Below are 13,229 nucleotides of genomic sequence, written 5' to 3' on the forward strand. Positions count from 1 at the left end.
CTATTATTCCTTTCCTGCCGCTTCAATATCGTTCGGCATGCTTTGATCTGCTGCATCGTTCTGGGCCAGGCCGACATCGAGTGGTTCAATTTCCGCTTCCCACTCATCCTGGCTCTGCCCAACCATGATCTTGGCCTTCTCCGTTTTTTCAGAAAAAATCTGCTCCGTACGTCCGTGCTCATCCAGCGTGCCGGTAATCAGCGTGTTATTGGAGATTGCTTTGTAACTGATTTCGGAGAATTCGTGCTGAAGGAACAAATCATAGACATCCAGGCGATTGCTATAGGTACCCGACGTCAGTTTGAAGGGAATGCTCGGCACAGTTATCGGAACGTTCTGCGGTCCCGGCATGCTGTGCACTGCGGCATGAGCCACATATGTCCCATTGGTGCCGTGTTCGATGCCCCCAGCATTGAATTTGACGTAACTGCCACCACCGTTAATCAGTACTTCTTCTTTGGCTGTGATCGTGATGCGATTGCCGGTCTGAGTGATATTCAGTTTGGCCAGCAAGTTAATATTATTGGTCAGCGCCTGCATGTCGATATCACCCGCCGCTGCAATCATTTTCATTCCGGTTTTATGGACAAACAGACGGAAGGTATTTTTGATGCTGGCGAACAGGCTGTCACCACTGGCGATGGACAAGCTCTTGCCGGTCGTGATGGCAGTGTTCTGAGTGCTGGCGACATGGGTGCTGCCGCTGGTGGTAGTTTCAATCCCTGCAGGACTGGCCAACACGAGGTGCGGCTGTGACAATTCCGGGAAGCTGCCCTCCTCGCTTGCGCCACCGCCCTTGATCGCATCATTCTGCGCTTTCAGGATTTGCGCGACATCGGCTTGCTGCCCCTGCTTCTCCTGCGCTCCAGCCTGCTGTGCAGCATCGGCCAGCGACTCATGCTGGTCGCGCGCAGCCGTCAGGCGACTGACCGTCTCCCCCATATCCTTGATATGCGAAGCAGCGTTGTTTCTGGCCTCGGTGGTGATCAGCATCCCCTTGGCCGAACGCGCCACGCCATGGCCGTCAGTGCGTAGCTCCCAGCCCTCACCCCGGGCATCCTTGCGCCCCGCATTGTCTTCAATCCGCGTAATACTGCCCAGGCTCAACTGGCTGTGCTGATGATCGCTTTTGAGCTGCGCCTGGATCTTGCCGTTGGTGTCGTCCAGGATCAGGTGATTGCTTCTGCCCCCGGCCTGGTTGCCGCCGTTGGGCGTCAGTTCGCGGCTTCTAAAACCCATCAGCGATTGCTGGGTCGCCAGCTTCCAGGGCGGCATGTTGCGCTGGTTGTAGACACTGCCGGTGACGATGGGACGGTCGGGGTTGCCATCGAGCCATTGCACCAGGCATTCCGAACCCACCCGCGGGATGGATTTGGCTCCCAGTTCTCCGCCGGCCCAGGAACTGGCGACACGCACCCAGGCCGAGCTGCGCTCATCGTTGTTGCCGATGCGGTCCCAGTGGAACTGGACGCGGATGCGGCCAAATTCGTCGGTATGAACGCTGCCCTGGCCAGAAGGACCGACCACCGTGACGGTTTGCGGAGACAGGATCTTGGTGTTGACGCTATGGTAATTGCGGCCCGGACGCCAGGGGATGGTCTTGCGCAGGCAAGTCAGTTCATTGCGGTACTCGGCCTTCTGGTCTGCCTGCTGCAGGTAATTGTTGCTGGCGATGTGGTGCACCGAGATGATCAGGAATTCATTCTTGCCAGCGTCTTCGTGGCTGGCGAACGGGCTGCTGGAGAAATGGCCGGTCAGACGGTACCAGCGTCCAGGCAAGACATAGCGGTTATTCCCCGCGGCTTCAAAGTGTTTACCGGCAGCTTCAATCTCTTCCATGCGCAGGCGCGACAGCTTGTCGGCATCCTGTGCACCTTTTACGCCATAAGCGCCGGTATATTCGTAGGATTCGACATCCTGCACATTGCCCTGCTTGTTCAGGGTCGGTACGCCGGCATTAATCGGCACCGGGCTCTTGAAATTGAAACCGGAGAGTGAAACGGAGCCGGGAACAATCTGGCGCACCGGAGAAAACTCGCCGATGCCGTCTTCTTCAAACGCGCCACCATGGCGCTGGAAGCGGATCTCTGCACCGCCGTCGATGGCGGCGGCCTGGGTGGAGTCATCGGTGATGATGAGTTTATGGCCCTTGTCTGTGTGCTCGTAGTAGTACAACAGGCCGGCCGCTTCCAGGCGACGGTGGACGTAGTTATGGTCGCTCTCATCGAACTGGATGGCGTCCGTCATGATCGGATCGGTACCGCTGACACGATAGTCCCAGTCCGGCAAAGTGCCGTAATCGGCGCAGATGCTGTCGATCTGTTCGCGCAGGGTCTTGCCGTGGAAGATGTAGTTGTCCTTGCGCAGGCGCAGGTATTGGGTCCAGGGCCCTAGCTTGGCTTGATAAAAGACGATATTGCCGTCGGTACGGAGCAGGCGGAATTCGAAGCAGTAGCCGGTGAAGTAGCGCAGGCTGCCGTCGGCTCTCACCAGTTCCACGCAGAACAGCTTGCCTTGCAAATCCTTCAGGGCCAGTTCGGCGTCGTCCGACAATAATTCCACGGTGTAGTCGAAATCACGCGACAGGCTTTCGACGGCATCGAGCTTGTTGACCAGCAGCTGGGCCTGCGGACCGTCGTCGTGCGGGAAGGAAAGGCGAAGAATACGCTTGTTCTGGCGGCCGTTGATAAGGCTTTGCAGGCTTTGAAGTAGGTTACTCATGCCGTGATCCTGACGTTACCGATAAATATTGTCGTGTGGGAATAGTTGAGATCGAGATAGTACCAAACATATACGCGAATATAACGCGGAACTGTCTGTCTAGTTGCAAAAACAACACATATGCATGCGGTATCGGAGACGAGCGTCCGGATTGCGCAAAGCGCCGCCTTGCCGGCCAGTTAACCCCACAACCGACCGCCTGTACATAGGCGTTTAGCTTAAATTCCTAGTCGAATACCGGCCGAAAGAAGCTTCTCTCGTAGCTCAGAATGCATTTGGTCTGTTCCGCATATTTGAAGGCGGCCTGGCAGTCCGCGTCTTCCGCCATCTTGATGCGGTACTGCTCATAGTCGGCCAGGCTGGGGAAGGTGAACAAGGCCAGGGCGACGTTGTTGGCGCCCTCGGATGGCAAGAAGTAGCCGTGATGGGAGCCGCCGAATTTTTCCACCAGCGGAATCCACAATTTCCCGTAATGCTCAAATTCCTTGAGTTTGCCAGCGTCGATGATGTAGCGCAGATAACACGTGACCATTTCTTCTCCCTGATTTTCTATCAAACATCAAACTTCACTGACGCTGCCAGTTCACCAGCACAATCCCGCTCAGCACCAGCACGGCGCCGAACACGAACGGCAAGCCGATCGGATCGTCCAGCAGCAGCACGCCGAAACTGACGCCGAACAGCGGCGTCAAGAATGAAAATACCGTCAGTCGCGACGCCAGGTAGCGGCGCAGCAGCCAGAACCATGCGAGGAAGCTGCCGAAGGCGACCACCAGCGACTGGAATACCAGGCTGACCCACATGATGCCGATCAGCGGCGCCAGCTCAGTCTGGCCGGACACCAGCGCGACCAGCGGCAACGACAGCGCCGCCACCGTCAGTTGATACCACAGGGTCATGCTGGGCGAGGCATTGCTGAGAACGCTGCGCTTGATCATGATGGTGGTGGCAGCCCAAAATATCGCGGCCAGCACGCCCAGTGCATCGCCGATCAAGGTACGGCTGAAACCGGCGCCGGCTTCAAAGCCACCGACGAACGCTACCGCGATGCCGGCAAACGCGGCGATCACGCCCAGCCACTGGGTCAGGCCGAAACGCTCGCCCGGCACCAGCCAGTGCAAACCCAGCACAGTGAAAATCGGCGCGGTGTAAACGAATACCGACATGTGCGACGCCGTGGTGTAGTTCAAGCCGATGGAGACGCACAGGAACTCGCCGGCAAACAGCAGGCCGGTCGCCAGGCCCGGCCAGAAGCTGCCGTCGGTCAGCGAGAATTTACTGCCGCGCCACCACATCAGGCCGCTCACCAGCACGGCGGCGACGGCGGAACGCAGGCCGTTCTGCAGTATCGGCGAGATGCTCGGCGCCGCCACCTTGATCGCCACTTGCTGCAGCCCCCAGCACATACAAAGAATTAACATCAGGCTCATGGCCAAGCCGTCTAGCGGCTTGCGGGAGGTAGGCATGGTACGTCTTTCCGGAACAGGTGCAGGCAGGGATGGTTTGTCATAAATGTCATTTTACTCAGCGTTGATTTATCCCTATCATCAACGGCATCGGCCACCCCGGTGGCCCATTCAAAAATGCAGATTGCAAGGAGTATGCTTGAAAGTAGTCACTTTTGCATCGCCGGCAATAAACCCCGTGGACTGTAATAACCAAATCAGGAGCGAGGGGCGCGTACACGGCGCGCAGGGCAAGGCGCGAAGCGGAGCAATAGCGGGTCTATTGCGAGCATTTGCAACGCCGCCATGCGTGTCGTGTACGTGACAAGCGCTCTTGATTTGGTTATTACAGTCCACAAATCGCCGGAGCCGATTATTCATAAGCCAGCACATGCGCCCCGCACGGGCGCCGCCACCAAACCTGCACGCCCTCGCAAACTATTGCTGTTAAGCGTTTCCGCCGGCGCCGGTCACATGCGCGCCGCCGAAGCACTGAAAGCTTATGCCGCCGCCGAATTCCCGGGCACCGAAGCAATCCACCTGGATGCCATGGATTTCGTCCCGGCCGGCTTCCGCGCCGTGTACACCGATTTCTACCTGCACCTGGTGAACCGCCATCCCGCGCTGTGGGGCTATGTCTACCAGAAAAGCGACAAGGCGCTCAGCAGTTCGCCGACGCAAAAGCTGCGGCGCGCGATCGAGCGCATCAGCACCCGGCCCTTGCGCAAAGCGATACAGGCGGCGGCGCCGGACGCCATCATCTGCACCCATTTTCTGCCGGCCGAATTGCTGGCGCGCGAAATCGGCAAGCAGCGCGTGGTCTGTCCGGTGTGGGTGCAGGTCACGGATTTCGACCTGCACAGCATGTGGCTGCAGCCGCTGATGCAGGGCTATTTCGCCGCCACCGAGGAAATCGCCTATCGCATGCGGACGCGCGGGCTGGCAGCCGATGCGGTGCACGTCACCGGCATCCCGATCATGCCCGGTTTCGGCCAGACCCTGGAGCGCGAACCATGCGCGCGCCAGTTCGGCCTCGATCCGCAGCGCAAGATCATCCTGATGATGTCAGGCGGCGCCGGCATCGGCGATCTCGACAAGACCGTGCAGCGGCTGCTGGCGCTGCCGGACGATTTCCAGCTGGTGGCGCTGGCCGGCAAGAACGCCGCCATGCTGAGCGACCTGCAGCAGCTGGCGGCGGCACATCCGGGCCGGCTGTTCCCGTTCGGCTTCACCAGCCAGGTCGACGAATTGATGGCCTGCGCCGACCTGGCGATCACCAAGCCGGGCGGCCTGACCACCTCTGAATGCCTGGCGATGGGCGTGCCGATGATCATCCACTCGCCGATCCCGGGACAGGAGGAACGCAACGCCGACTACCTGCTGGAACAAGGCGCCGCGCTCAAGGCCATCGATCTCACCGCGCTGGAATACCGGGTGCAGCAACTGCTGCGACAACCGCAACTGCTGCAGCGCTTGCGCCAGCGCAGCCTGGAGCTGGGCCGTCCACGCGCCGCGCGCGCGGTGCTGCAAACCGTGCTCAGCACGCTCGATTCTCCATTGACTAGACTCTCGCCATGACTGCTTCCACACCTTTCCGCCGCGTATTCGGCATGCTGTTCTGGGCGGTGCTGACCGCCTTTTTTTTCGCCAACGTCGAGATCCAGATCGAGGGCGCGGCCGGCTGGGCCGCCAACCTGCCGACCTGGCGCATCGAACATCACTGGCTGCTCGACATCTTCTGGGGCGGGCGCGCCATGACCGGCTATCACGCCTGGATCTTCCCGTTCATCGCCCTGATGTTCCACTATCCGATCTGGTTCAACGGCAGCTGGGACTGGCGCGGCGAGTGCCGCATCATGGCTTCCATCATGGTGTTCTGGATCAGCGAAGACTGGCTCTGGTTCGTGCTTAACCCGGCTTACGGACTGGCGCGCTTTAATCCGCTGGACGTGCCGTGGCACAAGCACTGGCTGGGCGGGGTGCCGGTCGATTACTGGATTTATTCGGTGGTGGCGATCGTATTGCTGTGGCTGGCCGAGCGCAAGCCGCGCCCGGTGGCCGTCGCGCTCAGCCGGGGCTGAATCGATATGTGAATCTCTGGTTCTGTATAGAAGTAGAGATTCATATATGTATTGTAAAAACAACTGGAACTTGGTAAATTGCGGACCCGTTCCAAGTTTGAAATGTTGTAAATGCTGATCAAAAAAAGTGCAAAAAACGCGTCTCTGCCGAAAAAAAATGCGTCTCTCTCGCAAAAAAACACGCCTCTCCTGAAAAAAAACGCGTCTCTCTCCAAAAAAAACGCGCCTCTCTCGAAAAAAATTACGCCTCTCCCGCCGGAAAACAGCTCCGATCCGCGCCTGCCGCGTTATCTGCAAGTCCGTGACGATTTGCTGCAAAGGATCGCTTTGCGTAGCTGGGCCGCCGATGAAGCGCTGCCATCCGAGGACAAGCTGGCCGCTGAATATGAAATTGCCGTCGGCACCATGCGCAAGGTGCTGGACGCGCTGGTCACCGACGGCGTCGTCGATCGCGTGCGGGGACGCGGAACATTCGTCGCGCGCGCTGCCGAACGCTCTTCGATGCTGCGTTTCGTACGGCAGCATGGCAAAGCCAAGAACCAGCTGCCGACTGCCGAGATCCGTTCGATGACGAGCGCCATACCTCCCGCCGCGGTGGCAGAAAAACTCAAACTCAAGCCACGCGACAAGGCGCTGTATCTGCATCGCACCCGTTCGCTGGACAATGAAATCGTGCTGTCGGAACATATCTGGCTGCCGCTGGCGCGCTTCAGGAAACTGCAAAAATATCTGAAAAGCAATTCCCCGCCATCCCTGTATCCCGTCTACGAGAGCGAATGCGAAGTGCTGGTCTCGCGCGCCATCGATGACCTGACAGCGAAACCGCTGAACCGCGCCAATGCTTCCGTATTCAAGCTGAAAACCAAGACCATGGCGATCTGCGTCGAGCGGCTGATGCTGGATCACGCCGGCGAACCGGTCGAATGGCGCACGTCCTTTGTGCCGGCGGAGCGTTTCCAGTACTCGGCGGAAGTGCGCTAGCGGCGCCCGGGGCAGGGGACGGGCCGGCTGCACGCCATCGCCGCCAGCAGTCGATTCACGACGTATTCCTGCATTTCGTCGCTTTTCGCTTCTCCCGCCGCTGCGGCGACCAGATAATCGCCGCAGATCACTCAACGGGAGAACCTCATGTTTGCACAAATCATTTCACACACACCACTCTGGGTCTGGGCGCTGCTGGCGTTCCTGGTCTACCGCGGCGTCCTTGCCAGCGTCGACCGCGAGCTGACGCTCAAGAAACTGGCCATCATCCCGCTGGTGATGCTGGCGCTGTCCTGGCAGGGCGTGTCGACCGTGTTTGGCATCTTGGCGCTGCCGATGCTGTGCTGGCTGCTGGCGGCGGCCGTCGCGGCGACGCTGACCTGGCGCTTGTTCAGGAAAGATCGCGTGAGCGCTTATCCGGAACGCGGCGTCGTATTCCAGCGCGGCAGCTGGCTGCCATTGATGCTGATGATGGGGATTTTCCTGACCAAATATGTGGTTGGCGTGACACTGGCCATGCATCCGGCGCTAGCGCAAGACACTGTATTTACCGTCGTTGTCTGTACGTTGTACGGTGTGTTCAACGGCATGTTCATCGGCCGCCTGCTGCGCATCGTCAACCTTTACTACAGCCCGCAACCGGCGCCAAGCGCCTATAACGGCCAGTTGAACTGAACGACAAAAAACAGGGCAAAAAAAACCGACCGGCAAGCCGGTCGGCATCAACATCCCCACAGGATGCTTAACTTTCAAGCAGCTGGCGCTAACAGCAGCGTCCAACCCGGCCATTGCCGCCATAACGCGCTTCCTGGCGTTCCTTGAAGAACTCTTCATAGCTCATCATCGGTTCGCCCGGATGGGTGTTTTCCATATGCGTCACGTAAGTGCCGTACTCAGGCAACCCCACCATCAGGCGCATGGTCTGACCGAGGTAACGTCCGGCTTTCGACAGTTCTTCCAGCATGGCCGGCCTTTCAGGTTGATATTCAGGTAGAGGGCAAAGCGCTGGCAGGCAGCGCTTCAAACGGCGTCTCGCTGGTGCTCGGCTTGCTGGCGGCGCGCGCTGCCAGCACGGTCTTGATGCCGAAACCGAGAATGCTCAGCAGCACCAGGATGAAGAAGGCCGCCAGCCCTGCATCCAGGTAATCGTTGAAAATGATCTGCTGCATCTGCGCCACCGACTTGGCCGGCGCCAGCAACTTGCCGTCCGCCAGCGCCGCCTGGTACTTGCCGGCATGCGTCAGGAAGCCGACCCGCGGGTTGGCATCGAAAATCTTTTGCCAGCCGGCGGTCAGGGTGCAGATCAGGATCCAGACGGTCGGCACGATGGTGACCCAGGCAAAGCGGTCGCGCTTCATCTTGAACAGCACGCAGGTCGCCAGGATCAGCGCAATCCCTGCCAGCATCTGGTTGGAAATGCCGAACAAAGGCCACAGGGTATTGATGCCGCCCAGCGGATCGACCACCCCCTGATACAGGAAATAACCCCAGCCGGCCACGCACAAGGCGGTGGCGATCAGGCTGGCCGGCAGCGAATCGATCTTGCGCATGGAGGGCACGAAGGTGCCGAGCAGGTCCTGCAGCATGAAGCGGCCGGCGCGCGTGCCGGCGTCCACCGCGGTGAGGATGAACAAGGCTTCGAACAAGATCGCGAAGTGGTACCAGAACGCCATCATGACCTTGCCGCCGCCGATGCTGGACAGGATGTGGGCCATGCCGACCGCCAGCGTCGGTGCGCCTCCGGCACGCGAAATGATGCTGTGCTCACCGACATCCTTGGCCACCTGAGCCAGCATTTCCGGCGTCACATAAAAGCCCCATTGCGAGACCGCATGCGCCGCCGTATCGATGGTAGTGCCGATCAGCGCGGCCGGGCTGTTCATCGCAAAGTACACGCCTGGTTCAATGCAGGAAGCGGCGATCAGCGCCATGATGGCGACAAACGATTCCATCAGCATCGCACCATAGCCGATGAAACGCGCATGGCGTTCGTTTTCCAGCAGCTTGGGCGTGGTGCCGGAAGCGATCAAGGCGTGGAAGCCAGAGACCGCGCCACAGGCGATGGTAATGAACAGGAAGGGGAACAGACTGCCCGACCAGACCGGGCCGGAACCGTCCATGAACTGCGTGAAGGCCGGCATCTTCAGTTCCGGCGCGACAAACACGATGCCCAGCGCCAGGCCGACGATAGTGCCGATCTTCAGGAAAGTCGAGAGATAGTCGCGCGGCGCCAACAGCAGCCAGACCGGCAGCACCGAAGCGATGAAGCCGTAGCCGATCAGCATCCAGGTCAGTTCCTTGCCGGTGAAGGTGAACATGGCGCCCAGCACCGGATGCTCCTGCACATACTGGCCGCCGACGATTGCCAGCATCAGCAGCACGAAGCCGATCAGCGAAATCTCGCCAATCCGTCCCGGCCGGATATAACGGGTATACACGCCCATGAACAAGGCGATCGGAATCGTCACCGCCACGGTAAACGTGCCCCAGGGCGATTCCGCCAGCGCCTTGACCACGATCAGCGCCAGCACCGCCAGGATGATCACCATGATCATGAAAGTGCCGAACAGGGCGATCACGCCGGGCACCGTACCCAGTTCCGATTTGATCAGGTCACCGAGCGAACGGCCGTCGCGGCGGGTCGAGATGAACAGCACCATCAAGTCCTGCACGGCGCCGGCAAACACCACCCCGGCCAATATCCACAGCATGCCGGGCAGGTAGCCCATCTGCGCCGCCAGCACCGGCCCCACCAGTGGGCCGGCGCCGGCAATCGCGGCAAAGTGATGGCCGAACAAGACGTTCTTGTTGGTCGGCACATAGTCCAGCCCGTCGTTGTACTTGTAGGCGGGCGTCATGCGGGTGGCGTCCAGGCCCAGCACCTTGTCGGAAATATAGAGGCTGTAGAAACGGTAGGCGATCAGATAGACGCAGACTGCGGCAATCACGATCCAGATGGCGCTGATGGATTCGCCGCGCCGCAGGCCGATGTAGCCAAACGCGAATGCACCGAGCAGGGCCAGCGCAAGCCAGCCCATCTTTGAAGATAGACGATTCATTGTTCTCCTCCCAGGCGGGAATGAATGTTTTTAAATATTATTTTTATTCGATAGCTGACGACGCCGCTAAACTACTAAAGGCAGCGTGGCCAGTATTTGGCATATGGAGTCAGAGAACAAGCGAGGTACTACGCAACGTTTTTACGTGATATTACGTAGATGGGAGTGAATTATCTATTTTTTGAAAACGCCAAACTGATGCATCGGCCTGAATGAAAACGCTATTCACATAGTGATGCTGCGTGGTGGTCTATTGATTTCCTGCGTATATTGATAACCCTCTTCTATCAAATGCCTCCCTAGCGCCGTTAAATCCCCATATTGACGAACTGTTGATATTCCATCCTCTAGGCGAGAGTAATAATTCGCCAACAGCTTACTAATTTTCTGGTGGTCATCATCTCCCATATCCGATTTTTCCACAATTGCGGAAAATGCCAAGATGAGGCGCTGTATGACAAAAGTCGCATGATATACCCCCAACATCGTTCTTTTATCTTGTCGAAGAGGTGAGCTGAAGCCCTCATGTTCGTCGTTTAAAACCAGCTCTTCCGACAAATTTATTGCGAATAGATAAGTATGCGCCGCTTCATGAACCCATTTGTCCAGTAAAAAAATCCAACTTGGATCGACATCCCCGTTGATCAGGATAAGCCCTTGAGTTCGATTGCTGGTTACCGAAAACGCTTTGTGTTTGTTGTCGCGTCCTGACACAAAGAACGTGACCGATTGGACCAGTTCGTCAATTTCTTGCGCCAATTCGGGATGAGCATGCGTAAGTACTGCTCGGCCAAATGCAAGTCGCCGATATACCGCCGCCTCAATCTCTGGATCGAGAGTTCCAATTGATATGGAATATGTACTGTTACTGCATTCTTCGTAAATAAGTTCTCTTATTTCCTTATTTATCGACCCTGCATGAACCAGTCCAATAGCATTCAACATCTTGGGTTCCGTGAGAAGTTGGAGAAATCGCGACGTCTCATCGAATCTACTTTCTTCTAGCAACTCGATCGACTTGTGATAAATAAAGCTAAAGAAACCGTTGTAGCTCTCAACGGGTAAACCAGCAAAATATGAACTCAATGATTCAGGGAATTGGGGCATCTGTGTTTTAACTAGCTGAGCGAACAACGCAATGTAACTGTCTTTGAGTTCCGCCTTGTATCCGAGCCTCAATGTTCGCGCTGTCAAATTGTTTGGTTGGAAAGTGTAAGGCATCATTGCCCTCTGCTAAAAAGAGCGCCATACCGACGGACATAGTATGGGACAGCGTCCCTCTCGGCATTCAACATGTTTCGGAGTGGACGCGAACAAAAAATCAAAAATACTGGTGGAATAACCAGTATCGCCGACCATAAAATCGTGGTGTCAGGATCAAAATGACGGAACAGAAATTTAGTGAGGAATAGTCCGAGTGGAATTGAGACTGTGCATAAAAATAATAAACTTGATTCCATCGTAGCGCGATAGCCATCAGGTATCGAAATCGCTCTCTTCGCATTGATCGTCACATTGAATATTGAAAGGGATCCGCCGAGGAAAAATGCCAGGAAAAACATCACATACAGATTATTCGTGCATCCAAATCCGACTATGGTAATAGATAGTATTGCTGTGGAAAATGAGGCAATCGCATGATGCTCCCAACGCTTCTGTAACCGGGATATTAGAAATGTCGTTGAAAATAGGACGCCAACACCTAGCGCCAACTCGACCATGGCGACATCTAGCATTGTCATGCCATGCCCAAGAATCTTTGCGGGAAGAATCACAAAAATGAAAGGTGTCAACAACATGTTTGTCAATAAAGAAGCCATTGCTATGACTCGCTCCTCTGCAATACGGATTATTCGCATAAACCCGTTGCCGAGATCGGTTAAAAGAGAAGAATATCCTTTGCCCGAATGAACTGCCGCATACTCTTTATTAAATCCTCGCAAGAAAGTCATCGCACAGACCGTCGCAAGAAAATAGGCCGTCATGGCGAGCACTAGCGATGCTTCACCGCCATATATTCCAATGACAAGTCCTCCCAATGTCGGCCCGAAAATCAGGTTGACAATGAACATTGATGATTTGATTTTGTATGCCTGCTGAATATCAGATTCATTTGAAACTATATTCGGGATGAGTGCAGCGCCTAACGGGAAGATCGCAGCTTGAAAACCACTCAGAAGCACACCGGCAACTACTAAAACTGGCACAAATTTCACCGACTGTTCTGGTTCTGCGAAAGAAGGCATGAGGCTGACCAACAATATCGTGCTTAAAGTACCCAACAGGCAAGATATAAACAATATTCTGGTTTTTTTGAATCGTTCCGCAAATACTCCAGCTACTGGCAACAAAAATGTTGTGGTGAGCCAAATAGCGATCAGCAGATTTGATAACTGGTCTTCACGCTTTAGATTTTGGATGAATAGCCAAGTGCAAAACACTTGGAAGACTCTGAATCCTACTCCCGCAAATGTGTCCGCCGCAATATATAGCCAAATTTTACCGGCGGCGTTGCGATTCACTGCGCCACCATATTGGATTGATTGACTCCCTTGGCCTGCGCTTTTAGTACGTCGTCAAAGATTTGTGCTGCGTTAATTGCACGTGCGTTACCAGCGAATACCGCAACCTGAATAAACACTTCTTTGATCTGCTTCTCAGTTAAACCCAAATTCAGGCCCGTTCGCAACTGAAATCGAAGTTGATTGGTGCAATCCCCCCATCGCCGCTAAGATGCCTAAGCTTATGAGATGCCGAACACCAATCTCTATCTCAACTCGTCGGTAGGCGAAACCATAGATATCCTGAATTAAATGATCCACGAGATCTGGAAAAATCGGGCGAAATTCTCGCTCCCCCCACTCCACGGCGTTTTCCGCGAATTTTTCAAGTAGATCTGCATTTTTTTGCAAAGGAGTCATGTCAATTCCATTCGAGTAGGA

At 56.1% G+C, this 13,229-nt stretch carries 13 protein-coding genes; 4 read left to right on the forward strand and 9 right to left on the reverse strand.

The features are described from left to right. Window positions 1–3: 3 nt before the first annotated feature. The 3 genes from CPter91_RS24775 to CPter91_RS24785 all read right to left on the reverse strand — a co-directional run bounded on the left by CPter91_RS24775 (window position 4) and on the right by CPter91_RS24785 (window position 4,187). On the reverse strand, window positions 4–2,721 hold the full coding sequence (locus CPter91_RS24775) for a type VI secretion system Vgr family protein (RefSeq protein WP_082793244.1): 2,718 nt from the start codon (window positions 2,719–2,721) through the stop codon (window positions 4–6). Between the two features lie 226 nt (window positions 2,722–2,947). Then, window positions 2,948–3,253, reverse strand: coding sequence for an NIPSNAP family protein (locus CPter91_RS24780; RefSeq protein WP_061945431.1), 306 nt, complete (start codon window positions 3,251–3,253; stop codon window positions 2,948–2,950). A 34-nt stretch (window positions 3,254–3,287) separates the two neighbouring features. Further along, the gene (locus CPter91_RS24785) at window positions 3,288–4,187 is read right to left on the reverse strand and encodes a DMT family transporter (RefSeq protein WP_061945433.1); all 900 of its coding nucleotides are present in this window, start codon (window positions 4,185–4,187) and stop codon (window positions 3,288–3,290) included. 453 nt (window positions 4,188–4,640) lie between these two features. Here CPter91_RS24785 and CPter91_RS24790 point away from each other — a divergent pair, with 453 nt between their 5' ends. From CPter91_RS24790 to CPter91_RS24805, 4 genes are all read left to right on the forward strand, one after another. Then, window positions 4,641–5,744 (forward strand): MGDG synthase family glycosyltransferase, encoded by a 1,104-nt coding sequence (locus tag CPter91_RS24790; RefSeq protein WP_061945435.1) that lies wholly within the window; start codon window positions 4,641–4,643, stop codon window positions 5,742–5,744. Next, complete coding sequence (locus tag CPter91_RS24795; protein WP_061945437.1) at window positions 5,741–6,247, forward strand: hypothetical protein; 507 nt, start codon at window positions 5,741–5,743, stop codon at window positions 6,245–6,247. The genes CPter91_RS24790 and CPter91_RS24795 overlap by 4 nt, the downstream gene beginning before the upstream one ends. A 111-nt stretch (window positions 6,248–6,358) precedes the next feature. Next, on the forward strand, window positions 6,359–7,228 hold the full coding sequence (locus CPter91_RS24800; RefSeq protein WP_082793248.1) for a GntR family transcriptional regulator: 870 nt from the start codon (window positions 6,359–6,361) through the stop codon (window positions 7,226–7,228). 147 nt (window positions 7,229–7,375) lie between these two features. Continuing rightward, window positions 7,376–7,903: a DUF6622 family protein gene (locus tag CPter91_RS24805; protein ID WP_061945439.1), complete on the forward strand. Its 528-nt coding sequence runs from the start codon at window positions 7,376–7,378 to the stop codon at window positions 7,901–7,903. An 88-nt stretch (window positions 7,904–7,991) separates the two neighbouring features. On the opposite strand, the gene CPter91_RS24810 is transcribed toward CPter91_RS24805, so the two are convergent. The 6 genes from CPter91_RS24810 to CPter91_RS24830 all read right to left on the reverse strand — a co-directional run bounded on the left by CPter91_RS24810 (window position 7,992) and on the right by CPter91_RS24830 (window position 13,208). Beyond that, complete coding sequence (locus CPter91_RS24810; protein ID WP_041742732.1) at window positions 7,992–8,192, reverse strand: YbdD/YjiX family protein; 201 nt, start codon at window positions 8,190–8,192, stop codon at window positions 7,992–7,994. A 22-nt stretch (window positions 8,193–8,214) separates the two neighbouring features. Next, window positions 8,215–10,287 (reverse strand): carbon starvation CstA family protein, encoded by a 2,073-nt coding sequence (locus CPter91_RS24815; protein WP_061945441.1) that lies wholly within the window; start codon window positions 10,285–10,287, stop codon window positions 8,215–8,217. 225 nt (window positions 10,288–10,512) lie between these two features. After that, a complete protein-coding gene (locus CPter91_RS24820; protein WP_061945443.1) occupies window positions 10,513–11,511 on the reverse strand; it encodes an aKG-HExxH-type peptide beta-hydroxylase in 999 nt (332 codons plus the stop codon). Then, window positions 11,508–12,809: an MFS transporter gene (locus CPter91_RS24825; RefSeq protein WP_061945445.1), complete on the reverse strand. Its 1,302-nt coding sequence runs from the start codon at window positions 12,807–12,809 to the stop codon at window positions 11,508–11,510. Before CPter91_RS24825 ends, CPter91_RS24820 begins: the two co-directional genes overlap by 4 nt. Then, the gene (locus tag CPter91_RS27485) at window positions 12,806–12,976 is read right to left on the reverse strand and encodes a carboxymuconolactone decarboxylase family protein (RefSeq protein ID WP_335340112.1); all 171 of its coding nucleotides are present in this window, start codon (window positions 12,974–12,976) and stop codon (window positions 12,806–12,808) included. The genes CPter91_RS24825 and CPter91_RS27485 overlap by 4 nt, the downstream gene beginning before the upstream one ends. Continuing rightward, complete coding sequence (locus CPter91_RS24830; RefSeq protein ID WP_236905907.1) at window positions 12,945–13,208, reverse strand: carboxymuconolactone decarboxylase family protein; 264 nt, start codon at window positions 13,206–13,208, stop codon at window positions 12,945–12,947. The genes CPter91_RS27485 and CPter91_RS24830 overlap by 32 nt, the downstream gene beginning before the upstream one ends. Window positions 13,209–13,229: the final 21 nt, after the last annotated feature.

Origin of the sequence: Collimonas pratensis, from assembly GCF_001584185.1 — a bacterium.
GTDB classification, from domain to species: Bacteria; Pseudomonadota; Gammaproteobacteria; order Burkholderiales; family Burkholderiaceae_D; genus Collimonas; species Collimonas pratensis.